The following is a 22670-nucleotide window of genomic DNA, read 5'->3' as shown; positions in this document are numbered from 1 at the left end:
CAGATCACTGCCCGGTCCGGAGCGATGTCGATCAGGTTCATTGTGGTGAGGGGTGGACGGTCCGAGGGTCGGCACGGAAGTCCGGTGCGGGAGGGCGCCCGCGGTGTGGGGGAAGGTCTTGCCGCCGCGGTACGGGGGTTCGGGAACCGTGTGGTCCCCGAACCCCCGTCCGGTGGCCGCGAGGCAGGATACCTGCTCGCGTGGTGGTCTCTACGAGACCAGGGTCAGTTCTTGACCTCGATGTCGTAGAACAGCGGCACCGAGTTCCAGCCGAACTTGACGTTCGACACGTTGTCGGCGTTCCAGACGCCGGTGACGTTCTGGTACCAGAGCGGGATCTCGGGCAGGTCCTTGAACAGCAGTTCCTGTGCCTCATCGAAGGACTTGTTGCCCTCTTCGACGGTGGCAGCCGAGCGGCCCTTGGCGAGCAGCGCGTTGTACTCCTTGGAGTCGTACCGCGAGTAGTTGTTCGACGAACCCTTGCCCATGGTCGGGCCGAGGAAGTTGTACAGCGACGGGTAGTCGGCCTGCCAACCGGTGCGGCTGCCGCCCGTGAGCTTGTCGTTCGTCTGCAGGTCCAGGGCTTCCTGGAACGTCGGGATCGCGTTGCCCTCGGCCTTGATGCCGAGCGTGTTCGAGATCGAGTTCGTGACCGCGGTCACCCAGGCCTCGTGGCCACCATCGGCGTTGTACGTGATGGTGAGCGTGTCGTTGTACTTCGAGATCTTGTCGGCCTCGGCCCAGAGCTTCTTGGCCTCGGACTCGTTGTAGTCCAGGACGTCGGAGCCCTCGAGGTCGTCGTTCCAGCCGGCGATCACCGGCGAGGTGAAGTCCTTGGCCGGGGTGCGCGTGCCGTCGAAGATCTTGTCGGTGATCTGCTTGCGGTTGATGGCCATCGAGACGGCCTCGCGACGCAGGGCGCCCTCTTCACCCTTCCAGTGGTCGAGGTAGTACGGAAGGTAGATCGCCTGGAAGATGGCAGCCGGCTTGTTGACGTTCGAGTCCGGGAAGTCGGACTTGTACGTCTCGAACGAGCTGTCCGGAACCTGGTCCAGGACGTCGAGGTTGCCGCCCTGGGCATCGGAGTACGCGGTGGCCGGCGAGGAGTAGAACGTGATCGTCAGACCACCGTTCTTCGGCTTGCGCTTGCCCTCGTAGTCCTTGTTGGTGACGAGCTTGATGGAGGAGTTGTGCGTCCAGGCCTTCTTGCCGTCGAGCTTGTAGGGACCGTTGCCGATCGGGTTCTCACCGAACGCCTTGGTGTCCTTGTAGAACGCGGACGGCAGCGGCACGAAGGCCGAGTAGCCGAGCGAGAGCGGGAAGTCCGACTGGGCCGACTTCAGCGTCACGGTGAACTCGTCGTCGCTCACGACCTTGAGGCCGGTGAGCTCGGAGTCCTTGTCGGCGTTGTACCCCTCGATGTTCTCGAAGAAGTAGCTGGCGCCCTGGATGTTGGACTTCTGGGCAGCCCAGTTCCACGCCTTCGTGAACGACTCGGCCGTGACCTTCTCGCCGTTCGTGAACGTGTAGTTCGTGTTCAGCTTGATGTCGAAGGTCTTCGAGTCATCGGTGTCGATGCTCTTCGCGACCTCGTTGACGGGCTTGCCGTCGGCGTCGTACGAGACGAGGCCCTCGAACAGCGAGTCGATGATCTTGCCGCCACCGGTCTCGGTGGTGTTCGACGGGATCAGCGGGTTCTGCGGCTCGGTGCCGTTCGTGGTGACGATCCCGGACGCGTTCGCCGAGCCACCCCCGTTGGAGCTGTTGCTGGAGCAGGCGGTCAGGGCGAGTGCTGTGGCCCCGAGCACGGCGAGGGCGGTGAGCCCGGCGCGCTTCTTGATCAAGGTTCCTCCTGGTGCATGGGACGCGTTCGGGCACAGCTGTGTCACCCGGGCGCGTTTGACCTTTGCAGCGTAGGCAAGGTGAACAGTGGCGTCCAAACCCTGGAGCGAACGGTTACACGCCGGTAACCAACTTGCACGATCCTTGCGAGACGATGCAAGATTCGCGCGCACTCAGGTGAAGGGTGCGTTTTTGTTGCATCCGCATGAAATCTGTTGCACTCCGGCACAGTTCTGTGCAAGTCGGGGGACGGCCAAGCATCGCTCAGGGGTACGGCTCCGGGGCACTGGTCCGCGGTCACGACATGCCGCGAGTGCACCGCCGAGTGGTCACGAATCGTCGCTCGGCGGAGGCCCGGACGACGATTCGTGACCACTCGGCGGAACTGAGCGGGGTGTCGTGGCCACCCGACGCAGCGGGCCGGGGCGAGTCGCACCCGGACCGGGCAAGGCCGGGCCAGACCGGGCAAGGCCGGCCCCCAGATCGAGACCGGGACCGGGACCGGGACACAGACCGGCACCTTCCGTCCGGATGTGACCGTGCCCCGCCCGGAAGAACCGGACGGGGCACGAGGCAGGGCACGAGGCACGGGGCACGAATCACTCGGCGACGATCACCACAGGGTGTCGGCGCCCGACCGGATCAGGCGAACGCCTCGATCGGCGGGCAGGCGCACACCAGGTTGCGGTCGCCGTACGCCTGGTCGATGCGGCGCACCGGCGGCCAGTAGCTTCCGGCCGCTGATGCCCGGCAGCGGGTAGACGGCCTGCTCGCGGGTGTAGGCGTGCGCCCACTCCCCCGAGATCACCGACGAGGCGGTGTGCGGCGCGTGCACGAGCGGGTTGTCGTCCGCCGGCCACTCTCCGCGCTCGACCGCTGCGGCCTCGGCCCGGATCGCGAGCATGGCGTCGACGAAGCGGTCGAGCTCGGCGAGGTCCTCGCTCTCGGTCGGTTCGACCATGAGCGTGCCCGCGACCGGGAACGACATCGTCGGCGCGTGGAACCCGTAGTCGACCAGGCGCTTCGCGACGTCGTCGACCGTGATCCCCGTGGTGTCCCGCAGCGGTCGGAGGTCGAGGATGCACTCGTGTGCGACGAGCCCGTCGTCGCCCGTGTACAGCACCGGGAACGCCTCGCGCAGGCGGGACGCGATGTAGTTCGCCCCGAGCACGGCGGCCTCGGTCGCACGGGTGAGGCCCTCGAGCCCCATCATCCGGACGTAGGTCCACGTGATGGGCAGGATGCTCGGGCTGCCGTACGGCGCCGCGCTGACCGGCCCGCCGGCGTGCGCCAGGCGGTCGTCGGCGTCGGCCGTCGTCGCACCGGAGCGCCGGTCGGCCTGCTGCGCGAACGGGTGCCCGGGCAGGAACGGCGCCAGGTGTGCCTTCGCGGCGACGGGACCCACGCCGGGGCCGCCACCACCGTGCGGGATGCAGAAGGTCTTGTGCAGGTTGAGGTGCGACACGTCGCCGCCGAAGTCGCCGAAGCGGGCGTGCCCGAGCAGCGCGTTGAGGTTCGCGCCGTCGACGTAGACCTGGCCGCCGGCGTCGTGCACGGCGTCGCAGATCTCGCGGATGTCGTGCTCGTAGACGCCGTGGGTGGACGGGTACGTGATCATCAGCGCTGCGAGGGTGTCGGCGTTGGCGGCGACGCGGGCCCGGAGGTCCTCGAGGTCGACGTTGCCGTTCTCGTCGCAGGCCACCACGACGACCTTCATCCCGGCGAGCACCGCGGATGCGGCGTTCGTGCCGTGCGCGCTCGACGGGATCAGGCAGACCGTCCGGTCCTCGTCGCCACGAGCCTGGTGGTACCCGCGGATGGCCAGCAGCCCGGCGAGTTCGCCCTGGCTGCCGGCGTTCGGCTGCAGGGACACGGTGTCGTACCCGGTGACCTCGGCGAGCCACGACTCGAGGTCGCCGATCATGTCGAGGTACCCCTCGACGTCCTCACGCGGTGCGAACGGGTGGATGTTCGCGAACTCCGGCCAGGTCACCGCGGCCATCTCGGTCGCCGCGTTGAGCTTCATCGTGCAGCTGCCGAGCGGGATCATGCCGCGGTCGAGCGCGTAGTCCTTGTCGGACAGGTGCTTGAGGTACCGCATCATGCGGGTCTCGCTGCGGTGTGCGCTGAAGACGGGGTGCGTCAGGTAGTCGCTCTCGCGCTGCAGGGCGGACGGGAGGCCCGTGGCCGCGTCGCGCACGGCTGCTTCGGTCGCGGGGACCGTCACGTCCACCGCGCCGAGCACGCCCGCCAGCGCCACGACGTCGTCGGGCGTGGTCGTCTCGTCGACGGAGAGCTGGAAGGTGTCGGCGTCCACCGTGTGCAGCAGGTAGCCGGCGTCCTGCGCTGCCGCGACGATCGTCTCGGCGCGACCGACGGCCCGCAGGGTGAGCGTGTCGAAGTACGCGTCGTGCACGACCTCCACCCCGGCGTCGCGTGCCACGGCGGCGAGCGCACCGGTGGTCCGTGCGACCCGACCGGCGATGAACCGCAGGCCTTCGGGCCCGTGGTAGACCGCGTACATCGACGCCATCACGGCGAGCAGGACCTGCGCGGTGCAGATGTTGCTCGTCGCCTTCTCGCGGCGGATGTGCTGCTCGCGGGTCTGCAGGCTGAGGCGGTAGGCCATCTGGCCGTCGGCGTCGAAGGACACCCCGACCAGGCGACCGGGCAGCTGGCGCTCCAGGCCGGCGCGCACGGCGAGGTAGCCGGCGTGCGGGCCGCCGAAGCCGAGCGGGACGCCGAAACGCTGGCTGGTGCCGACGGCGACGTCGGCCCCCAGGTCGCCGGGGCTGGCGAGCAGGGTCATCGCGAGCAGGTCGGCGGCGACGACGGCGATGCCACCACCGGCGTGGACGCGCTCGATGACGGACGACGGGTCGACGATGCGGCCCGAGGCGCCCGGGTACTGCAGGATGACGCCGAACGCACCGTCGAGCTGCTCGTCGCTGGGGCCGTCGACGGCGTCGAACGCGCGCAGCGTGATGCCCACGGCATCGGCACGGTGGTCGAGCAACGCACGGGTCTGCGGCAGCAGGTCGGCGTCGACGAGGAACGCGTCGCCCTTGACCTTCGAGGCGCGGCGGGCGAGGAGCATGCCCTCGACCACGGCGGTGCCCTCGTCGAGCATCGAGGCGCCGGCGGTGGCCATGCCGGTCAGGTCGGACACCATGGTCTGGAAGTTGATGAGCGCTTCGAGGCGGCCCTGCGAGATCTCGGGCTGGTAGGGCGTGTACGCCGTGTACCAGCTCGGGTTCTCGAGCACGTTCCGCTGGATCACCGCGGGCGTGTGGGTGCCGTGGTAGCCGAGACCGATCATGGCGCGTCGGACGGTGTTGCGACCGGCCTTCGCGCGGAGTTCGGCGAGCGCCTCGGTCTCGCCGACGGCGGCCGGGATCACCGAGTCGGCGACGGGGCCGACGTGGATGGACTCCGGGATCGCGGCACGGACCAGGGCGTCGAGCGACGGCTGCCCGACGACGTCGAGCATGGCCTGCTGGTCGGCCGGGGTGGTGCCGATGTGGCGGTCGGCGAAGGACGTCTGGAGGTTCTCGAACGCGGTCATGCGATGGAGGCCCGGTAGGCGTCGTGGTCCATCAGGTCTTCGGGGAACGAAGTGCCGTCGACCTTGATCTTCACGAGCCAGCCGGCACCGAAGGGGTCCTGGTTGACGGTGTCTGGGGTGTCGACGACGGCGTCGTTGACCTCGACGACCTCGCCCTCGATCGGGGCGAAGAGCTCGCCGACGCTCTTGGTCGACTCGATCTCGCCGATCTGGTCGCCGGCGGTGGTGGCGGTGCCGACAGCGGGGAGTTCGACGTAGACGACGTCACCGAGCTGCTCGGCGGCGTGGTCGGTGATGCCGACGGTGACGGTGTCGCCCTCGACGAGCAGCCACTCGTGGTCGGCCGTGTACTGGAGTGCGGTCTGGTCGGTCATGGGGTCAGCCTTTCGAGGCGCGGCGGTAGAAGGGGAACGCGGAGACCGTGCTGGGGACGGCAGTCCCGCGGACGTCGATGTGGAGGACCTGTGCCCCGTCCGACGCGGCGGCGAGCGCAGCCGGGTCGACGAAGGCCATCGCGACGGGGTGACCGAGCGTCGGCGAGAGCGCGCCCGAGGTCACGGTGCCGACGACCGCTCCGTCGAGCACGACGTCGTAGCCGGCCCGGGGAGCACGACGGCCCTCGGTCACCAGGCCGACGAGCACGCGGGCGTCCGCGGACGGGGTGACGCCGGCAGCACCGACGAACTCGCCGTCCTTCGCGACGACGCGGCCCAGGCCTGCCTGGGCCGGACGGACGTCGGTGCCGAGCTCGTGCCCGTACAGGGGCATGCCCGCCTCGAGCCGCAGGGTGTCGCGTGCGGCGAGCCCGGCGGGGACGACCCCGCGGTCGGCACCGGCCTCGAGCAGCGTGTCCCAGAGCACCGGGGCGGTGTCCGGGTCGGTGTAGACCTCGAAGCCGTCCTCGCCGGTGTAGCCGGTGCGCGCGACGAGCACGTCGGCGCCGTCGAACAGCGCGTGCAGCACCCGGTAGTAGCCGAGCTCGTCGAGCGGGGTCTCGGGCTGCAGGCGGTCGGCGACGACGAGGGCGTCGAGCGTGCCGGCCGCCGCGGGGCCCTGGATGGCGACGAGGGCCGTGGTGTCGGAGTCGTCGGAGACCTCGACGTCGAAGCCGTCGGCCCGGGCGGTCAGCGCGGCGACGGCGACGTCACGGTTGGAGGCGTTCGCGACGACGAGGAAGACGTCGTCGTCGGTCCGGTACACGACCAGGTCGTCGAGGATCCCGCCGTTCTCGGCGAGCAGCAGCGAGTACTTGGCGCGACCGACCGGCATCTTCCCGAAGGACCCGGCGAGCGCGTGGTCGAGGAAGGCGACGGCGTCGGTGCCGGTCACCCCGATCTCGGCCATGTGGGACAGGTCGAAGACCCCGGCGGCCTGGCGCACGGCGTGGTGCTCGGCGAGGTCCGACGAGTAGCGCACGGGCATGCGGTACCCGGCGAAGTCGGTGAAGGTCGCACCGGCGGCCTCGTGCACGGCTTCGAGCGGCGACGAACGCTGCCCCGGAGTGGGCTGTGGGGACGGACTCATGGCGGAGTTCTCCTGGCATCGGCAGGGCCCGGCGACGATCGCCGGGTGGAACTCCCCCTCTGTCATGGGCCTGAGAGTTTCACCGCGGCCCGTGAGGTCCGGCGGCTTTCACCGTGGGCGAGACGACCGAGCGTCTGCTTTTCAGAGTGGCCTGTCCGCTGCGGTGTGGGACCTGAGAGATTGACGGGGGGATTGCTCCTTCGGTGCCGTGCGCGCGCCCGAGGGCACGATGTACCCAGAGGTACTGCACGGCGTCTCCCGCGACGGATGAACGGCCGGTGTGTTCAGTTGTCCGCGTCGAGCATACCGAGGCCGCGTTTCGGGCGTGTGTCGCGAGCGAACCTTCGACATCTCGTAGAATGCGGGGATGGCCGGACAACGATCGCGCCCCCGCGGGCAGCTGGAGCAGGCGGTGCTCGACGCGCTCCGCTCCGCCGACGCCGGGCTCACCGCACGCCAGGTCCTCGACGCGTTCCCCGAGCCCCGCCCCGCGCTGACGACCGTGCTCACCGTGCTCGACCGACTCGGCCGCAAGGGCCAGGTGGAACGGGAGCAGCACGACGACGCTCCCCTGACCTTCCGCGCCGTGCACAGTCGCGACGAGCAGACCGCCTCACTGATGTCGAGTGCGCTGGCCGCCTCGACCGACCGCGAGGCCGCACTGCTGCAGTTCACCGGGTCGCTCGCCTCGGACGACCTCGAGGCCCTGCGCCGCGCCCTCGACGCCCGCGCCCGCTCCTGACCGGCCGCACACCGTGGTCGTCGCCGGCATCGCGCTCATCGTCCTCGCACTCGCGGTGGTGGTGTTCGCGCCCCGGGTCCTGACCCGTTCCGCCTGGACGATCGACCTGCCGCGCACCGCGCTGGTCTGCTGGTCGATCGCGGTCCTGCTCGGCGTCGTCGGCTTCGTGGCCGGCATCGCCCTGGTCGTGCTCGCCGACCGTCCGGTCACCGAGCTCTTCGGCGGGGACGGCTCCCCCACGCACGGCTTCAACGTGGGCGTCGCGGTGCTCGCGGTCGTGGCGTTCGTCGTCGCGGTCCGGGTCCGCCCCGGCCCCGAACACGAGGCCGTCCGGCAGGCGATGCGTTCCGGGGTCGCCCCGCACCGCGAGATCGACGGCACCCCCGTCGCCGTCGTCGAGGCCGACCACGCACTGGCGTGCGCCGTGCCGGGCCGGAGCGGTGGGGTCCTGGTCAGCACCGGCCTGGCAGACCGGTTGCGCACCGACGAACTGGAGGCCGTGGTCGCCCACGAACGCGCCCACCTGACCCAGCACCACGCGGCTGCGGTCGCGGTCGCGGAATCGATCGAGCGTGCGGTCCCGTGGGTGCCCGGTGCGCGCGCCATGGCGCGGTCGACGCGCGTGCTCGTGGAGTTCGCCGCGGACGACGCGGCGGCCCGTCGCGTCGGACGCGACGCCCTGCGCCGGGCGGTGCTGGTGGCGGACGGGAGCAGCGCGCTCGGCGCGATCCGCGCCTCCAGGCTGTCGTAGCGCCCCTGTCGGAGGCGAGGAATAGGGTGTCAGCACCGTGAAGCCACTGACCGAAGCCGACATCCGATCGTCGTTCGTGAACGCCACAGCCGACGAACTCGCACAGCTGCCCATCCCCGGCCTGCACGAGACCCTCTGGGACGAGCGCGAGTTCCTGGGGTGGCGCGACCCACAGGCCGCCCGCCGCGGGTACATCGTGTCCTGGATCGACGAGCGCCCCGTGGGCATCGTCGTCCGGTCCGCCGGTGGGTCGCTGCGCTCCGGCATCGCCGCGATGTGCTCGTTCTGCCACTCCCCGCAGCCCGCGACCCAGGTCCGGCTGTTCTCCGCCGCACGTGCTGGCGAGTCCGGCCGCAACGGCAACACCATCGGCACGTACATCTGCGAAGACCTCGGCTGCCCGATGCTCATCCGTACCGCACCGCCGCACCTGAACCCGCCGGCGACCATCGCGATGCGGGGTGCGTCCCTGCTCCAGCGCGTGCAGAACTTCACCGCGGACATCATGAAGACGGCGTGAGCCGGTTCGGCACCGCCCGCTGGGCCGTGGTCGAGGAACTCGGCGACGGACGGTGGCGACTCACCCTGCGGGACGAAGCCGACGATGAACTCGGCGCGTTCGGCCTGGGGGTCGAGGGCCCGTGGGACCCCGATGTCGAACCGCACGTCGGGTTCGTGCTCGTGCAGCTCGGCCTGACGCTGCGCGGGGCTCGGCCGTGGCGCATCGACGAGCTCGGTGACCACCGGGCGCCCGTCCTGTCGCTCGGCTGAACGAGGACGCCCGACCGGCTCACGTCCGTGCACCGAGGCCGCTCGGTCAGTCCGCGGCGACGAAGTTGCGCAGGATCTCGCGGTCGTCGTCAGCGCGCATCGCCCACGCGAGCTCGCTGCGGTGGTCGCTGCCCTCGAGCGGCAGGAGCGTCACCGTGTCGGGTGCGGCGAGCGCGGCGCTCTCCGGCACCACCGTCACGCCGAGGCCCACCCCGACCAGGTGCAGCACGGTCGCCCAGGTGGTGGCCTCCTGCACGACGACGGGTCGGCGCCCACCGGCGGTGACCGGTGCCAGGTTGCGCTCGGTCGCCAGTGCTCCGGCGACCGCCGGGAAGAACACGAACGGTTCGTCGACCAGCTCGGTGCCGCGGATGCGCTCGCGGCCTGCCAGTCGGTGCCCGCGCGGGACGGCGGCGACGAACGCCTCGGACCGGAACGGCAGCAGGCGCACGGCGGGGTCCGGGTCGGCATCGCGGACGACGGCGAGGTCGAGCTCGCCGCGGACGATCCGCGCCAGCAGCGTCGACGAGTACCCCTCGGTCAGTTCCACCCGGACCAGGGGGTAGCGCTCCCGGAACGACTGCACCCGTTCGATCGGCCCGAGGGGCAGCGCGGAGACCACGAACCCGACGTCGAGCCGACCGACCTCGCCCCGACCGACCCGGACCGTCTCGTCGAGGTCGCGCCGCACCTGCCCGAGCAACGACCGCACACGGCCCTGCAGCGCCCGGCCGGCGGCGGTCAGGGCGACGCTGCGGCTGGTCCGGACGAACAGGTCGACCCCGAGCGCGCGCTCGGTCCGCCGGATCTGCTGGGACAGTGCGGGCTGGGCCATCCGCAGCTGTCCGGCTGCTCGGCCGAAGTGCAGTTCGTCGGCGACGGCCAGGAAGGCCCGCAGGTGACGGAGGTCGACGTCGGGTTCTCGATCCATGCACACAGCGTATCGATCAGCGCGAACGAGTATTGGACGCGACTGCATCGCCGCTCGAGGATGGAGGCATGCCCGAAGCAACCTCCACCGTCACCATCGCCGACCTCGCCACCCCCGCCGACGCCGAGGCGTTCCGCACGCTCAACGAGGCCTGGATCACCCGGTACTTCACCCTCGAGGACGAGGACCGTGTGTTCCTCTCCGACCCCGTCGGCCGCGTCGTCGAGCAGGGCGGTGCCGTCCTGGTCGCCCGGCTCGACGACCAGGTCGTCGGGTGCATCGGGGTCGTGCCCACCACCCCCGGCGTGTTCGAACTCGTGAAGATGGCCGTCTCCCCCGACCACCAGGGGCACGGCACCGGGCGGAAGCTCATCACCGCGGCACTCGACCGGGCCCGCGAGCTCGGAGCACACCGCATCGACCTGGAGAGCAACGCGCAGCTCACCAGCGCCGTGCACCTGTACGAGGCGTTCGGCTTCCGGCACCTGCACGAGGATGAGATCGCCCCGAGCCCGTACGTGCGGGCCGACGTGCACATGACGCTCGACCTGCGCTGACGTTCGACCTGCGCCGACGGCGGCCCCGTCCCGGTACGCTCACGGCATGGCGATGTACGAGGTGCAGGCGGTCCGCGAGGCCGGCGCGTGGCAGGTGTTCATCGACGGCTTCATGGTGACCGAGGTCTCCCGGTGGCCGTCCGTCGGGTTCGTCGCCCGCGAACTCCTCGCGATGGACCGCGACGACGACCTGCGCATCCGCGTCGTCGGCCGCAACCAGTACGTGGCCTGACCCCGGCGGGCTCGAGTGAGCAGAAGACATCGAGTGCGTGGCGCCGACCCGACGTCTTGCGTTCACTCGGTGCTGTGTAGCCGGCAACGACGCCGTTCCACCGGTCACGCGACGTGCCAGACCAGCCCCTCCTGTGCGCTCGACGGGTACGCCGACGCGATCCGGAACACGGCCTCGCGCAGGGTCTCCGGAGAACAGGCCAGGTTGAGCCGGACGAACCCCCGCCCTTCGGACCCGAACCCCAGCCCGGAGTTCAGCGCGACGTACGCGTTCTCGCGCAGCGGCACCGCGGGGTCGTCGCCGAGGCCGATGCCCCGGAAGTCGAGCCACGCCAGGTACCCGGCGCGCGGCCGCGTGTAGACCACACCGGGCAGGTGTTCGGCGAGGAGCTTGGCGAGCAGTCGGTCGTTCGCCACGATGCGCGCCACGACGTCGTCGAGCCAGTCCGTCGCCAGGGTGAACGCCGCCAGGTTCGCGTGCAGCCCGAGGATGCTCGTGCGGCAGGCGACCTCCTCCCACAGGGTGTCGAGGAGCGCGGCGGTCCGGGGATCGCCGGCGACGATGACCGAACACTTCACGCCGGCGAGGTTCCAGCCCTTGCTCGCCGAGGTCACGCACACGCTCCGGGCTCCGACGGGCTCGGCGACGGCGGCGAACGGGGTGAACTGCACGCCGGGGTGGGTCAGGGGTGCGTGGATCTCGTCGCTGATGACGAGGACGTCGTACTTCGCGGCCAGTTCGGCGATCGCGACGAGGTCGGCCCGGTCGTGCACGAGCCCGACGGGGTTGTGCGGGTTGCAGAGCAGGAACACGCCGACCCCGTCGGCGAACGTCCGCTCGAGGCCCTCGAGGTCGAGCCGGTACTGCCCCCACTGCTCGAGCAGCGGGACCTCCTCGACCTGACATCGAGCTTCTTCGACGAGCTCGAAGAACGGCGGGTACACCGGCGGGGTGATCGCGACGCGGCCGCCGTCGGGCAGCGCGAGCCGGAGCGACTCGACGATCCCGACACTGACGTCGGTGGCCAGGTGGATCCGCGACGGGTCGATCTGCCAGCCCCAGCGGTCCAGCGCGAACTGCGCGAAGGCCGGTGCGAGCGGGCCGGGGCCGTCGAGGTACCCGAGGTCGGACTGCGAGACCCGTTCGATCAGGGCCTGGCGGATCGCCGGCGCGACGTCGTGGTCCATCTCGGCGACGAACAGGGGCAGCACGTCGGGCGCGTACCGCGTCCACTTGATGCTCGTCCGGACCCCGCGGAGCGTGCCGACCGGGTCCTGCTCGTCGCTCGCCATGCGTCCCAGCATGCCCCTGCCGGGAGGCCCGGCGCGACTCCCGACGTCATCCCACGTCGTCTTCGGGTGGGGTCACGGCCGGGGGCCGCCCCGTCGGCCTACGCTCGGCGACATGAGCACGAGCACCGCCGACAAGGCCGTCACCCTCAAGCAGCTGCACGAAGCCCCCGAGATCCTGCGCGTCGTGAACGTGTGGGACGCGATCACCGCGAAGGTCGTCAGCGACCTGCCCGGCACGAAGGCCATCGCGACCGCCGGTCACTCGATCGCCGCGTCGTACGGGTACGAGGACGGCGGCATGCCCCTCGACCTCGCCCTGTCGGGTGCCGCGATCGTGTCCGCCGCGACAGACCTGCCGGTCACCGCCGACCTGGACGACGGGTACCAGGACCCCGCCGAGACCATCCGCCGGGCCATCGGCTCGGGCATCGTGGGCGCCAACGTCGAGGACCGGCTGCGTCCCTTCGACGAGGCGGTCGCCCGCGTCGCCGCGATCACCGCAGCGGCGCAGGCCGAGGGCGTCGACTTCCAGCTGAACGCCCGCACCGACGCGATCGCCCGCGGCGGCGAGCGCCCGATCGACGAGAGCATCGAGGACGCGATCGCCCGAGGCAGGGCGTTCCTGGACAACGGCGCCGCGCTGGTCTTCGTGCCCGGCGCGATCGATCGTTCCGTGGTCGAGCGGCTCGTCGCCGGTCTCGGTCGCGGCAAGCTCTCGGTGATCGGCTTGCCCGGCGCCCTGCCCGCCGCCGAGTACGAGGCGCTCGGCGTCGCCCGCATCTCCTACGGCCCGCTCACGCAGCGGGTCGCGCTGCGCGCGCTCCGCGACCTGGCGACCGACCTGTACGCCGACGGCGTCGTGCCGGAGGACACCCCGACCCTGAACTGACGGAGCAGACGGACGGGAGGCCCGTGGCGGTGTCGCCACGGGCCTCCCGTCCGTCCCGTGGTCGCGTCACGCCCCCCGCACCCATGCGCACGTCGTTGCGATCCGGGGCACGTGTGCCGATCCAGGGCATGCGAACCCGGGCTGGCGGGGCATGCTCCTGCCGCTACTGTCGTGCCATGCCGGTCGACGTCGAAGCCCTGCTCACCCCGCCATCCCCCGTCGCTGCGCGCGCACTGGACGTCGTGCGGGCATGGTCCGAACCGGCTCTCGTCAACCACTGCCTGCGGTCGTGGGCATGGGCTGTCCTGCTCGCCCCGACGGTCGACCTCGAACCGGACCCCGAGCTGCTCTTCGTCGCGACGATGCTCCACGACCTCGGCGTGGATCCGTTGTTCGACGCCCACCGGGTGCCCTTCGAGGACGCCGGCGGCGCGGTCGGATCGGTCTTCGCGCTCGGCGCCGGGTGGGACGCCGTGCGAGCCCGTCGGGTCGGGGAGATCATCGAGCGGCACATGTGGCGGTCCGTCGACCCGGAGCTCGACGCCGAGGGACACCTGCTCGAGGTCGCGACCTCGCTCGACGTCTCCGGCGTGGGCTTCGACAGGTGGTCGTCGGACGACCTGCGGGACGTCACGGCCGCGCTGCCCCGTCTGGACTTCTCGGCGACGTTCGACGGGCTGATCCACGAGCAGGCCTCGCGCAAGCCGTCCTCGGCCGCGGCCCGACTGGACGGCTCGGGCAACGTGGCCGCCGGCGGAGACCGCTGGGCCACGTTCCTGGCGTCCTGACGCTCGGTCCGGTCACTCGCTGGACTTCTCGGCAGGGTGGGCGTATAGTATCTTGTTGGTGCACTGCAGCGAACCCATCTGACTCGCGCACACCACCCTCTCGACACCGACTCACCCGAGTCGCATTCCACTCGAGACACCGCTCGATCCGAACGGACGAGCTGCACGTTGAAACTCGACGTGCGCGCCCCGCACTCGATGCGTCGCGCTGGACTGAGACGTCCGCCGACACCGAGTCGCCCTGGCGCCGAATGACCAGGAAGTACAGCACCATGACCAGCAACGAACGAATCACCGTGTTCGGGACCGCACTCGCGGCCCCGACGATCACCCCCGACCGCATCGCCGAGTTCCCGGTGCGCGACGACCGCTCGCAGCGCGAGTACCTCGTCCGCATCGCAGCCGATGACCTGGGGACCTTCGTCACCCGGGGTACCCGGCTCGACGCCGTCGGCGAGGCCGGCTGGACCGTCCCGGGCCGCTCCTGGGCGGGCGAGGCCAGCCGCACCCTGCTGCAGGCACAGTCCGTGCAGGCAGGCGAGATGGCCCTCGCAGCCTAGGTCCGACCAGCACCACCACGAAGCGCCGCCGAGTCTGCTCGGCGGCGCTTCGTCGTTCCCGGTGCTCGTCTAGAGTCGAGAGCTGTATGGGAGGTCGCCATGCGGATCGAACGTGCTGCGGAGTTGATCCGCGCTGCCCGCGAAGACCTCGGCCTCTCGCGGACCGGTCTCGCTGCCGCCGCCTGCATGCAGCAGCCCACCATCTCGGCGTACGAGAGCGGACGGAAGCGGCCGCGCGAGGGGTCGCTCCGGCGGATCCTCGAAGCGGCGCACACCCGCCCGAGCATCCCGCTCGCCGTCTACGCCGACGCGATCCTCGACGAGGCGAAGCGCTTCCACCTCGACGACGTCCGCGTCTTCGGCTCCGCGGTGCGCGGGCAGGACACGGAACACAGTGACATCGACCTGCTGGTCCACCTGACCCCCACAGCATCGCTGTTCGATCTCGGTGGGTTCGCGCACGAGGTCGAGCGCATCACCGGTTTCGAGGTCGACGTCCTCACCGACGACCTACCCGGTCGGATGCCGGGGCCGTCCGTCGGCTTCACTCGTACCCGTCGAAGCGGTAGCTGATCTGCGGGTCGTACAGCGGCAAGCCCAGGTCGACCACCGCAGAGATGACGACGTTCCACTGCTCCGAGTCCATGCCGTAACAGGTCGTGGTCACCATCTGCGGGCTGTAGCTCACATCGATCGCACCGCGGTTCCCCGGCCCGGCGAGCATCGTCTGGTCGGCACCGTCCGCGCGGGTCTTCTCGACGGCCCAGTGCGGAAAGGCGGCGATGAGGGCGGCCTCGACAGCCTCGTGGTCGAGGGCCTCCAGTCCGGAGACGTGCTCACCGTCCACCAGGCGCTCGTACACCTGCGCGGAATCGAGTCGCTCGCTCGTGCGCCAGAAGGCGAACTGTTGGCTCATGTGCCCCTCGGTCTAGTTGTTGAAGCGGAACTCCACCACGTCGCCGTCCTGCATGACGTAGTCCTTGCCCTCGATGCGGGCCTTGCCGGCAGCGCGGGCCTCGGCGATCGAGCCGGTCGCGACCAGGTCGTCGAACGAGATGACCTCGGCCTTGATGAAGCCCTTCTCGAAGTCGGTGTGGATGACGCCGGCAGCCTGGGGAGCCTTCCACCCCTTGCCGATCGTCCACGCACGGGCTTCCTTCGGACCGGCCGTCAGGTAGGTCTGCAGCCCGAGGGTGTCGAACCCGATGCGGGCGAGCTGGTCGAGGCCCGACTCGGCCTGCCCGGTCGACTCGAGCAGTTCGGCGGCGTCGGCAGGGTCGAGGTCGATGAGCTCCGACTCGACCTGGGCGTCGAGGAAGACAGCCTGGGCGGGGGCGACCAGCGCGGCCAGTTCGGCTTTGCGGGACTCGTCCGTCAGGATCGCCTCGTCGACGTTGAAGACGAAGATGAAGGGCTTGGCGCTGAGCAGCCCGAGCTCGGAGATCGGGGACAGGTCGATCTTCGTGGCGGAGAGCAGGGTGCCCTGCTCGAGCGCGGCACGGGCCTCGCGAGCGGTCTCGAGCACGACCGGCTCGGCCTGCTTGAGCTTGAGCATCTTCTCGTACCGCGGGAGCGCCTTGTCGATGGTCTCCATGTCGGCGAGGATCAGCTCGGTGTTGATGACCTCGAGGTCGTCCTTCGGGGAGACCTTGTTCGCGACGTGCACGACGTCGTCGTCGGTGAAGCCACGGACGACCTGCGCGATGGCGTCGGCCTCGCGGATGTTGGCGAGGAACTTGTTGCCCAGGCCTTCGCCCTCGCTCGCGCCCTTGACGATGCCCGCGATGTCGACGAACGACACCGGCGCCGGCACGGTCTTCTCCGAGTGGAAGAGCTCAGCGAGCTGGTCGAGCCGCGAGTCGGGCAGGTTCACCACCCCGACGTTCGGCTCGATCGTCGCGAACGGGTAGTTCGCGGCGAGGACCTGGTTCTTGGTCAGGGCGTTGAACAGGGTCGACTTGCCGACGTTCGGGAGACCGACGATTCCGATGGTGAGAGCCACGGGAGAACAGCCTACCGGCGGCGGCCTGTCGGAGCCGACCCGGGCCTCCAGTCCGTTCGTCAGGCCAGCAGACGTGACCCAGCCATACGGGGCCGCAGGGCCGTGATGCGGCGCTCGACGACGTCGAAGACGTCGGCCTGCAGCCGCTGCGAGAGCCGCCAGTCGCCAGGCACCTGCAGCGAGTGGCCGGCACGGTCGACGGTCTGGAGGCGCGCAGCCGTCCCCGAGACACGGTCGGGCCGCCACATGGTGTCGGCTCCACCCCCGATCGCGTCGTGCGCGTCAGTCGCGGCGGCGAGCGCCGTGGCCACATCGTCGTGCGTGAGCACCGGGGTGAGCCAGACCCCGGGCACGTCGTTGCGGATCGCCCAGGGCAGGGCGAAGCAGCCGAACGACTTCGCGACGACGAGGTCGGGCAGCCGGTCCCCCAGCGCCGCGGCGACAGCGGCCTCGACGAAGCCGACCGGATCGGCTCCGGCGGCGTCGTCGACCTGCCATCGTGGCGCGATGACCTCGCACCCCGCAGCGAGCGCGATCTCGCTCGTCCACCAGAGCAGCGGCGCCTGCTGCCCGTAGCCGGTCCCGGCGAGCACCAGGACGAGCGGACGTCGGTCGGCGTCGTTCCCCATGCGCTGAGAGTAGCCACACGCAACGCCGAGGGGAACGGACGGCGATGTCGGAACCCCGTGCGACGATCGGGACCGTGCCGTTGAACTTCACCGCGATCGACTTCGAGACCGCCAACAGCTCGCCCGCCAGCGCCTGCTCCGTCGGGCTGGTGAAGGTCCGCGCCGGCCGGGTCGTCGATCGGGCGTCGTGGTTCATCCGCCCGCCGTTCGGGCACGACGCGTTCCTCGAGTGGAACACCCGCATCCACGGCATCGTCGCCGAGGACGTCGCGCGCGCCAAGACGTGGGAGCAGCAGTACCCCGACCTGGTGGCCTTCGCCGAGGGCGACGTCCTGGTGGCGCACAACGCCCGCTTCGACATGGGCGTCATCGCCGGTGGGTGCTCCGCGACGGGGATCGACCTGGCCGAGCACCACTCGCTGTGCTCCCTGGCGGTCGCCCGCAAGACCTACACGCTCGACTCCTACCGCCTGCCGGTCGCCGCGATGGCCGCCGGGTTCGAGGGGTTCCAGCACCACGACGCCGCTGCCGACGCCGAGGCCTGCGCTGCGATCGTGGTGCACGCCGCCGGGCACCACGGTGTCGAGACGGTCGAGGCACTCGGCGCGGTCACCCGGGTGACGATCGCCCCGGTCCGTGCTCGTGCCGAGAAGCCGAAGGCCGCGAACCAGCCGCGGCTGTCGAACCGACCGATGGTCTTCGCCGACTGACGGGGTTCGCCGACTGGCGCAACGCCCGCTGCGCTCGGCCGGGGTGCCACATCCCCGGTGGTATTGTCACGACAATGCCGTCGGCACCGTCGCCGGCATCTCCGCACGTGTGAAGGACCGCGATGACCAACGAAGGCCAGCTGCCGTCCGACCTGTTCATGGACCTGGACCGGTCGGGTCCCATGCCCCTCTACTTCCAGGTCGCCTCGCGCATCGAGGAGTCGATCCGCTCCGGCGCGATGCCGCCAGGGGCCCGACTCGAGAACGAGATCGCCCTCGGTGAGCGTCTTGGCCTGTCGCGGCCGACGATCCGTCGTGCGATCCAGGACCTCGTCGACAAGGGTCTGCTGGTGCGCCGCCGCGGCATCGGGACCCAGGTCGTGCACGGCCCGGTCACGCGCAAGGTCGAGCTGACCAGCCTGTACGACGACCTGGCCCAGGGTGCGCAGGCTCCGGCGACGAAGCTGCTGCAGCGCGACGACGTCCCCGCTCCCGACGACGTGGCCGCAGCGCTGAGCGTCGAGCCGGGCACGATCGTCGCGCACATCCGACGGGTGCGGTTCGCCGAGGACGTCCCGATGGCGATCCTCGAGAACTACCTGCCGCCGGAGTTCCTCGACCTGACGGACGATGACCTGCAGGCGCACGGGCTGTACCAGCTGCTCCGCGGCCGGGGCGTCACGATGCGGGTGGCCAAGCAGCGGATCGGCGCCCGGGCGGTCACCGACGAAGAGGCCGGTCTGCTCGAGATCGAGGACGGCGATCCGGTGCTCACGATGAGCCGTACCGCGTACGACGCCTCGGGCCGGGCGGTCGAGTACGGCGTGCACTGCTACCGCCCCGACCGGTACTCGTTCGAGGTCACGCTCGTCGACAAGTAGGTCGCTCGTCGAGCGGTCACGACTCGCTGTCGGCAGTGCGCCGAGTGGTCACGAACTGTCGCCCGGACGCCCGGCAACCGACACTTCTTGACCACCCGACGGAACTGAGCGGGGTGTCGTGACCGCGCCGCCCCCGCCCCGCCCCCGCACGGCCTCAACCGAGCGCGGGCACCCCGAGCTCGCCCGTCACGTACTGGGCCCGTCCGAAGCCGAACGACCAGTCCTGCGGCCCGTTCTCGACGTAGCCGATGAAGACGTCCTCGGACGCGACGCCGATCGCCGCGAGGGCGTCGTGGATCGCCCGGTACAGTGACGCCTTTGCCTCGTCGGTCCGTCCGCGCTGCGTGAACACCTGGATCATCACGACACCCTCGGTGCGCTCGAACCCCAGACCGGCGTCCTCGGCGATGATCTGCTGCGCCGGGTGCTCGGTGATCACCTGGAACCGGTCTCGCACCGGGATCCCGTACACGTCGACGATGGCCTGGTGGATGGCGTCGGCGATGCCACGGACGGCCTCGGGCGTGCGGCCGGTGGTGAGGTCGATTCGGACGAGCGGCATGGTGCCTCCTGGTTGCTCGGACTTTGTCCTTACATACTAACAAGGGAGCGGCACCGCGTGTCTAGATCCTGGGTGTCGGCGCCCCGTACGTCAGCGGCCCGTCGACCAGGGCGACATCGTGCCACGCACCATCGACCAGCGAGGCCTCCGCCGCCTCGACGATCGACGCGGCAGCGAGCCCGTCCGCGACCGACGGCGCCAGCTGCTCTCCACGCCGGACACTCGCGATGAACTGCGCCGCCTCGATCGTCTTCAGGTCGTCGTAGCCCATCGCGGTGCCGGCGCCCGGCTGGAAGCGCGCGAACTCGCCGTCACCCGAGGCGACGTAGTGGGTGGCGTACCCGTCGACCTCTTGTCCGTCGAGGTACACCTCGAGCTCGTTGAGGCGCTGGAAGTCCCACCGGACCGAACCGCGGGTGCCGTAGATCTCGAGCGTGTACTCGGCGTGCGGCCCACGCATGACCCGACTCGAGTCCATCGTGCCGACCGCACCGTCCTCGAACCGGAACAGCAGCGCGGCGTAGTCCTCGTTCTCGACGGCGCCCAGTTCACCGGTCGCCGCCGCACTGCGGTCGACGATGCCGGCAGCAGGCCGGGGCCGCGACTCGATGAACGTCTCCGCGAGCGCACTGACCGAAGCGATCCGACCGACCACGTACTGCGCCAGGTCGAGCCCGTGCGACAGCAGGTCGCCGAGCACGCCCGATCCTGCGCGCTCACGCTCGAAGCGCCAGGTCAGCGGGGCCGCCGGGTCGGACGAGTAGTCGGCGAGCAACGATCCGCGCACGTTCGTGATCCGGCCGAGCCGCCCGCTGCGGACGAGTTCACGGGCACGCTCGATCGCCGGGGCGTGCCGGTAGTTGAACCCGACGCTCGTGATGACGCCCGCCTGTTGCACCGCCTGGTGGATGGCGCGGGAGTCGCTGGCGTACCGCCCCATCGGCTTCTCGATCCAGAACGGCTTGCCCGCCTCGGCCGCGGCGACGGCCATCTCGCGGTGCAGGAAGTTCGGCGAACAGATCGACACGACGTCGACGGCCGGGTCGGCGAGGACCTCCTGGTAGTCGGCGACGGCACGTTCGTACCCGAGCCGCGTCACCGCCTGGTCGCGCGCCGCCTCGACCGGGTCGGCCGCGACGACGAGCCGCGGCTGGACGCCGAGCTCCGGGAAGTGGTCCGGCAACGCCCGGTAGGCGCGCGAGTGCAACCGCCCCATCCAGCCGACCGAGATCAGCCCGACGCCGATGCTGTCCATGGAGAACTCCTTCGTTCAGGTGACGCGCGTTGGAGCGCGACAATGACCCTAGCCGATGCTGCGGACTTTGTCAGCACATGCCGCAACCGCCTGGAGGCCCGGTGCCGGTCTCAGGGACCGGCACCGGGCCTCCAGGCTGGTACGGCAGCGCCCGGGGCGCGACCCCGCGGTTCCGACCGGGGATCGCGCTGCGCAGCTGGTCACGTCTCAGTTCGCGGGGACGATGATGTCGCGGACCAGGGCATCGAGCTTCGCGTCGGCGTCCAGGAACTGCCGGAGCGTCGTCACGGTCGCACCGAAGCGGTCGAACTCGTCGATGGTCATGCCGTCCACGTCGTAGCCGCGGGCGAACTCCGGCGTCGCCGCCCGGAGCGCCTCGATGACGTGCACGGGGACCTCGTCGTCGATGGCGTGCGGGCGGAACGGGAACGCGTTGTCGTTGATGTCCTTCGTCCACTGGAACGGCGGCGAGACGACGAGGTCACCGCCCTGGAACTCGGACCACTGCAGCGCGTTGCGGAACGCGGCGACCAGCACGCGCGAGCGGAACCCCCGCTCCTGGAAGACGCGGTAGGCGTTCTTCACCGCCGCGACACCGGCCCACTCGAGGATGCCCGGGTCCACCATCACGTGGTCACGCTTCACGACGGTCTTCAGCCAGTCGTCGAAGCGGCCGGCCATCAGAGTGACGACGTGGCCGAACTCCTGCTCCGGCTTGCCCTCGGCAGCACGGCGGTCGAGGGCACGCTCGATGGCTTCGCCCACGGCGACGACCTGCGGCACGGTGAAGGACACCGTGGCGTTGATCGAGACCCCGCGGTAGGCGGCTTCCTCGATCGCGGCGATGCCGACCTTCGTGGCGGGGATCTTCACGATGATGTTCGGCGCGAGCTGCGAGAACCGCACGGCCTGCTCGACGAGCGCGTCCTGGTCGCGGTGGAACCGGGGATCGGTCTGCATCGACAGTCGACCGTTGCGGCCGCCGGACGCCTCGAACGCGGGCAGCAGCTGCGCCGCGGCGGCGATGGAGAGCTCCTCGACGGCCTTCCAGCCGATCCAGGACTCCCCCGCCGTCGGGTGCTCGGCAGCGATCGCACGGATGCGGGGGACCCAGGTCTCCGGGTCCTGCTGGATGCAGGTGTACGCGATCACCGGGTTGCATGTCGCCCCGACGGCACCGTACTCGTGGATGGCGGTCGACAGCTCCCGCGGGTCGGCGGAGTCGTTCCACAGGGCGGTCGGGGTCTGTTCCGCGGCCTGCAGGGTGACGGGACGGGAGTCGGCGTCGGTGGACGCCTGCGTCTCGAGGGTGGTGGTCATCGGTGGAGTCCCTTCGTGATCGTGTCGAGCTGGAACCGCGACACCGCGTCGGCGTCCTCGTCCTCGGCGAAGACGCTCGAGACCGCGACGGTGTCCGCGCGCGCCGAGAAACCGACCCGGTCGAGTGCCGCCCAGAAAGCGTCGAAGTCGACGTCCGCCTGGCCGACCGGCAGGTGCTGGTGCACGCGGACCGGGTTGCCGGGCGGGTTCGTGATGTAGCGCAGGCCGTGCGAGCGACGGTGGTCGTACGCGTCGGCGACGTGGACCAGCTGCAGCGAGTCACCGGCGGCGTCGATGATCTCGTCCATGTTGCCGCCGTAGTGGAACGTGTGGCAGGCGACGTACACGAAGCCGACGTGCTTCGAGTTCAGGCCGCGGATCACCCGGAGCGCCTCGAGCCCGTCCTCGACGAAGTCGTCGGGGTGCGGGTCGATGAGCACCCGGATGCCGGCGTCCTCGATGATCGGCAGCAGTTCCTCCATCGACCGGTAGAACTGGTCCTCGGACTCCTCGGCGCGCTCGGGGCGGCCGGAGAACTCCGTGTTGATGGTGTCCACGCCGAGGCGCTTCGTGATCTCGATGACCCGCTTCCACTTCTGCACCGCAGCCTGTCGGGCGTCCTCGTCCGGGCCCGACCAGCGCAGCACCGGCAGCACGCTCGCCACCTGGACCCCGGCGTCACGGCAGGCCGCGGCGAACGCGTCGACCAGGTCGTCGTCGGCCTTGGGGTGTCGGTAGAAGGGGATGAAGTCCTTGTGCGGGGTGAGCTGCAGGTACTCGTACCCGAGCTCCGCGACCTTGCGCGGGAACTCGAGCAGCGACAGGTCGTGGTGGAACGGGGTGGGGTCGAGCGCGATCTTCGGCATC

General features: G+C 70.4%; 24 protein-coding genes, 1 pseudogene and 2 riboswitches. Of the genes and pseudogenes, 12 read left to right on the top strand and 13 right to left on the bottom strand.

The annotated features are described in order from the left end of the window. Positions 1-224: 224 nt before the first annotated feature. The 4 genes and pseudogenes from MXD64_RS04385 to gcvT all read right to left on the bottom strand — a co-directional run bounded on the left by MXD64_RS04385 (position 225) and on the right by gcvT (position 6931). Positions 225-1844: a peptide ABC transporter substrate-binding protein gene (locus MXD64_RS04385; protein ID WP_140448435.1), complete on the bottom strand. Its 1620-nt coding sequence runs from the start codon at positions 1842-1844 to the stop codon at positions 225-227. A 640-nt stretch (positions 1845-2484) separates the two neighbouring features. Then, a pseudogene (gene gcvP, locus MXD64_RS04380) lies at positions 2485-5407 on the bottom strand (aminomethyl-transferring glycine dehydrogenase). Then, a complete protein-coding gene (gene gcvH, locus MXD64_RS04375) occupies positions 5404-5781 on the bottom strand; it encodes a glycine cleavage system protein GcvH (protein WP_017887079.1) in 378 nt (125 codons plus the stop codon). The pseudogene gcvP and the gene gcvH overlap by 4 nt, the downstream one beginning before the upstream one ends. Positions 5782-5785: 4 nt before the next feature. Further along, a complete protein-coding gene (gcvT, locus tag MXD64_RS04370) occupies positions 5786-6931 on the bottom strand; it encodes a glycine cleavage system aminomethyltransferase GcvT (protein WP_031259689.1) in 1146 nt (381 codons plus the stop codon). Between the two features lie 49 nt (positions 6932-6980). Beyond that, positions 6981-7082, bottom strand: a riboswitch (glycine riboswitch). Continuing rightward, positions 7083-7202: riboswitch (glycine riboswitch) on the bottom strand. It abuts the riboswitch before it with no gap. Between the two features lie 96 nt (positions 7203-7298). Between gcvT and MXD64_RS04365 the strand changes: the two genes are divergently transcribed. Genes MXD64_RS04365 through MXD64_RS04350 form a run of 4 tightly spaced genes read left to right on the top strand, consistent with a single transcriptional unit; the run spans position 7299 to position 9195 of the window. Next, positions 7299-7673, top strand: a complete 375-nt coding sequence (locus tag MXD64_RS04365; RefSeq protein WP_031259691.1) for a BlaI/MecI/CopY family transcriptional regulator — start codon at positions 7299-7301, stop codon at positions 7671-7673. A gap of 13 nt (positions 7674-7686) precedes the next feature. Next, positions 7687-8424, top strand: a complete 738-nt coding sequence (locus tag MXD64_RS04360) for a M48 family metalloprotease (RefSeq protein WP_017887082.1) — start codon at positions 7687-7689, stop codon at positions 8422-8424. A gap of 37 nt (positions 8425-8461) precedes the next feature. After that, positions 8462-8944, top strand: coding sequence for an FBP domain-containing protein (locus MXD64_RS04355; protein ID WP_259551962.1), 483 nt, complete (start codon positions 8462-8464; stop codon positions 8942-8944). Further along, entirely contained in the window at positions 8941-9195 is a 255-nt protein-coding gene (locus MXD64_RS04350) for a hypothetical protein (protein WP_017887084.1), read from the top strand. Before MXD64_RS04355 ends, MXD64_RS04350 begins: the two co-directional genes overlap by 4 nt. A gap of 46 nt (positions 9196-9241) precedes the next feature. Here the strand turns inward: MXD64_RS04350 and MXD64_RS04345 are convergent, their stop codons facing one another. Further along, the gene (locus MXD64_RS04345; RefSeq protein ID WP_259551960.1) at positions 9242-10126 is read right to left on the bottom strand and encodes a LysR substrate-binding domain-containing protein; all 885 of its coding nucleotides are present in this window, start codon (positions 10124-10126) and stop codon (positions 9242-9244) included. Between the two features lie 68 nt (positions 10127-10194). Here MXD64_RS04345 and MXD64_RS04340 point away from each other — a divergent pair, with 68 nt between their 5' ends. Further along, on the top strand, positions 10195-10683 hold the full coding sequence (locus MXD64_RS04340) for a GNAT family N-acetyltransferase (RefSeq protein WP_159557561.1): 489 nt from the start codon (positions 10195-10197) through the stop codon (positions 10681-10683). A gap of 46 nt (positions 10684-10729) precedes the next feature. After that, positions 10730-10915 carry a hypothetical protein gene (locus MXD64_RS04335; RefSeq protein ID WP_042539381.1) on the top strand — a complete coding sequence of 62 codons (186 nt, stop codon included), beginning with the start codon at positions 10730-10732 and terminating at the stop codon, positions 10913-10915. 104 nt (positions 10916-11019) lie between these two features. On the opposite strand, the gene MXD64_RS04330 is transcribed toward MXD64_RS04335, so the two are convergent. After that, positions 11020-12207, bottom strand: coding sequence for a MalY/PatB family protein (locus MXD64_RS04330; RefSeq protein ID WP_071251932.1), 1188 nt, complete (start codon positions 12205-12207; stop codon positions 11020-11022). A 112-nt stretch (positions 12208-12319) separates the two neighbouring features. Here MXD64_RS04330 and MXD64_RS04325 point away from each other — a divergent pair, with 112 nt between their 5' ends. From MXD64_RS04325 to MXD64_RS04310, 4 genes are all read left to right on the top strand, one after another. Further along, positions 12320-13096: an isocitrate lyase/PEP mutase family protein gene (locus tag MXD64_RS04325; RefSeq protein WP_259575757.1), complete on the top strand. Its 777-nt coding sequence runs from the start codon at positions 12320-12322 to the stop codon at positions 13094-13096. A 176-nt stretch (positions 13097-13272) separates the two neighbouring features. Next, the gene (locus MXD64_RS04320; RefSeq protein ID WP_263137174.1) at positions 13273-13884 is read left to right on the top strand and encodes an HD domain-containing protein; all 612 of its coding nucleotides are present in this window, start codon (positions 13273-13275) and stop codon (positions 13882-13884) included. Between the two features lie 272 nt (positions 13885-14156). Beyond that, the gene (locus MXD64_RS04315) at positions 14157-14444 is read left to right on the top strand and encodes a hypothetical protein (protein ID WP_017887091.1); all 288 of its coding nucleotides are present in this window, start codon (positions 14157-14159) and stop codon (positions 14442-14444) included. Between the two features lie 99 nt (positions 14445-14543). After that, positions 14544-15017, top strand: a complete 474-nt coding sequence (locus MXD64_RS04310) for a nucleotidyltransferase domain-containing protein (RefSeq protein ID WP_194590250.1) — start codon at positions 14544-14546, stop codon at positions 15015-15017. Here the strand turns inward: MXD64_RS04310 and MXD64_RS04305 are convergent. The 3 genes from MXD64_RS04305 to MXD64_RS04295 are packed head-to-tail and all read right to left on the bottom strand — an operon-like array spanning position 14989 to position 17075. Then, a complete protein-coding gene (locus MXD64_RS04305; protein WP_017887093.1) occupies positions 14989-15360 on the bottom strand; it encodes a hypothetical protein in 372 nt (123 codons plus the stop codon). The two genes, MXD64_RS04310 and MXD64_RS04305, sit on opposite strands and share 29 nt — an antisense overlap. 12 nt (positions 15361-15372) lie before the next feature. After that, positions 15373-16446 carry a redox-regulated ATPase YchF gene (gene ychF / locus MXD64_RS04300; RefSeq protein WP_263137173.1) on the bottom strand — a complete coding sequence of 358 codons (1074 nt, stop codon included), beginning with the start codon at positions 16444-16446 and terminating at the stop codon, positions 15373-15375. Positions 16447-16505: 59 nt separating this feature from the next. Beyond that, positions 16506-17075, bottom strand: a complete 570-nt coding sequence (locus MXD64_RS04295; RefSeq protein ID WP_140448424.1) for a hypothetical protein — start codon at positions 17073-17075, stop codon at positions 16506-16508. A gap of 44 nt (positions 17076-17119) precedes the next feature. On the opposite strand from MXD64_RS04295, the gene MXD64_RS04290 reads away from it, so the two are divergent. Together MXD64_RS04290 and MXD64_RS04285 are read left to right on the top strand one after the other, a co-directional pair. Next, on the top strand, positions 17120-17785 hold the full coding sequence (locus MXD64_RS04290; RefSeq protein ID WP_017887096.1) for an exonuclease domain-containing protein: 666 nt from the start codon (positions 17120-17122) through the stop codon (positions 17783-17785). 122 nt (positions 17786-17907) lie between these two features. Further along, positions 17908-18666, top strand: coding sequence for a GntR family transcriptional regulator (locus MXD64_RS04285; RefSeq protein WP_017887097.1), 759 nt, complete (start codon positions 17908-17910; stop codon positions 18664-18666). Positions 18667-18820: 154 nt separating this feature from the next. Here the strand turns inward: MXD64_RS04285 and MXD64_RS04280 are convergent, their stop codons facing one another. The 4 genes from MXD64_RS04280 to MXD64_RS04265 form a co-directional block, all read right to left on the bottom strand. Then, positions 18821-19228 carry a tautomerase family protein gene (locus MXD64_RS04280; RefSeq protein WP_017887098.1) on the bottom strand — a complete coding sequence of 136 codons (408 nt, stop codon included), beginning with the start codon at positions 19226-19228 and terminating at the stop codon, positions 18821-18823. A 61-nt stretch (positions 19229-19289) separates the two neighbouring features. Beyond that, entirely contained in the window at positions 19290-20483 is a 1194-nt protein-coding gene (locus MXD64_RS04275) for a Gfo/Idh/MocA family protein (RefSeq protein ID WP_017887099.1), read from the bottom strand. A 207-nt stretch (positions 20484-20690) separates the two neighbouring features. Beyond that, entirely contained in the window at positions 20691-21803 is a 1113-nt protein-coding gene (locus MXD64_RS04270) for a transaldolase family protein (protein ID WP_017887100.1), read from the bottom strand. Next, on the bottom strand, positions 21800-22669 hold the full coding sequence (locus tag MXD64_RS04265) for a sugar phosphate isomerase/epimerase family protein (RefSeq protein WP_259575753.1): 870 nt from the start codon (positions 22667-22669) through the stop codon (positions 21800-21802). Before MXD64_RS04265 ends, MXD64_RS04270 begins: the two co-directional genes overlap by 4 nt. Between the last annotated feature and the right edge of the window lies 1 nt (position 22670).

This window comes from Curtobacterium sp. Arg-1 (genome assembly GCF_025643395.1).
In the GTDB taxonomy this organism is placed as follows: Bacteria; Actinomycetota; Actinomycetes; order Actinomycetales; family Microbacteriaceae; genus Curtobacterium; species Curtobacterium poinsettiae.
Note: the sequence above shows the minus strand (reverse complement) of the source record. Positions and strands in the feature narration are given on the sequence as shown.

What these genes read in the sequence shown, in the direction of transcription:
- MXD64_RS04340 (WP_159557561.1), top strand. Translation starts at nt 10,195, where the DNA reads ATGCCCGAAGCAACCTCCACCGTCACCATCGCCGACCTCGCCACCCCC.
- MXD64_RS04330 (WP_071251932.1), bottom strand. Translation starts at nt 12,207, where the DNA reads ATGGCGAGCGACGAGCAGGACCCGGTCGGCACGCTCCGCGGGGTCCGG.
- MXD64_RS04310 (WP_194590250.1), top strand. Translation starts at nt 14,544, where the DNA reads ATGCGGATCGAACGTGCTGCGGAGTTGATCCGCGCTGCCCGCGAAGAC.
- MXD64_RS04345 (WP_259551960.1), bottom strand. Translation starts at nt 10,126, where the DNA reads ATGGATCGAGAACCCGACGTCGACCTCCGTCACCTGCGGGCCTTCCTG.
- gcvT (WP_031259689.1), bottom strand. Translation starts at nt 6,931, where the DNA reads ATGAGTCCGTCCCCACAGCCCACTCCGGGGCAGCGTTCGTCGCCGCTC.
- MXD64_RS04295 (WP_140448424.1), bottom strand. Translation starts at nt 17,075, where the DNA reads ATGGGGAACGACGCCGACCGACGTCCGCTCGTCCTGGTGCTCGCCGGG.
- MXD64_RS04325 (WP_259575757.1), top strand. Translation starts at nt 12,320, where the DNA reads ATGAGCACGAGCACCGCCGACAAGGCCGTCACCCTCAAGCAGCTGCAC.
- gcvH (WP_017887079.1), bottom strand. Translation starts at nt 5,781, where the DNA reads ATGACCGACCAGACCGCACTCCAGTACACGGCCGACCACGAGTGGCTG.
- MXD64_RS04280 (WP_017887098.1), bottom strand. Translation starts at nt 19,228, where the DNA reads ATGCCGCTCGTCCGAATCGACCTCACCACCGGCCGCACGCCCGAGGCC.
- MXD64_RS04315 (WP_017887091.1), top strand. Translation starts at nt 14,157, where the DNA reads ATGACCAGCAACGAACGAATCACCGTGTTCGGGACCGCACTCGCGGCC.
- MXD64_RS04305 (WP_017887093.1), bottom strand. Translation starts at nt 15,360, where the DNA reads ATGAGCCAACAGTTCGCCTTCTGGCGCACGAGCGAGCGACTCGATTCC.
- MXD64_RS04290 (WP_017887096.1), top strand. Translation starts at nt 17,120, where the DNA reads ATGTCGGAACCCCGTGCGACGATCGGGACCGTGCCGTTGAACTTCACC.
- MXD64_RS04365 (WP_031259691.1), top strand. Translation starts at nt 7,299, where the DNA reads ATGGCCGGACAACGATCGCGCCCCCGCGGGCAGCTGGAGCAGGCGGTG.
- MXD64_RS04285 (WP_017887097.1), top strand. Translation starts at nt 17,908, where the DNA reads ATGACCAACGAAGGCCAGCTGCCGTCCGACCTGTTCATGGACCTGGAC.
- MXD64_RS04265 (WP_259575753.1), bottom strand. Translation starts at nt 22,669, where the DNA reads ATGCCGAAGATCGCGCTCGACCCCACCCCGTTCCACCACGACCTGTCG.
- MXD64_RS04270 (WP_017887100.1), bottom strand. Translation starts at nt 21,803, where the DNA reads ATGACCACCACCCTCGAGACGCAGGCGTCCACCGACGCCGACTCCCGT.
- MXD64_RS04320 (WP_263137174.1), top strand. Translation starts at nt 13,273, where the DNA reads ATGCCGGTCGACGTCGAAGCCCTGCTCACCCCGCCATCCCCCGTCGCT.
- MXD64_RS04335 (WP_042539381.1), top strand. Translation starts at nt 10,730, where the DNA reads ATGGCGATGTACGAGGTGCAGGCGGTCCGCGAGGCCGGCGCGTGGCAG.
- MXD64_RS04275 (WP_017887099.1), bottom strand. Translation starts at nt 20,483, where the DNA reads ATGGACAGCATCGGCGTCGGGCTGATCTCGGTCGGCTGGATGGGGCGG.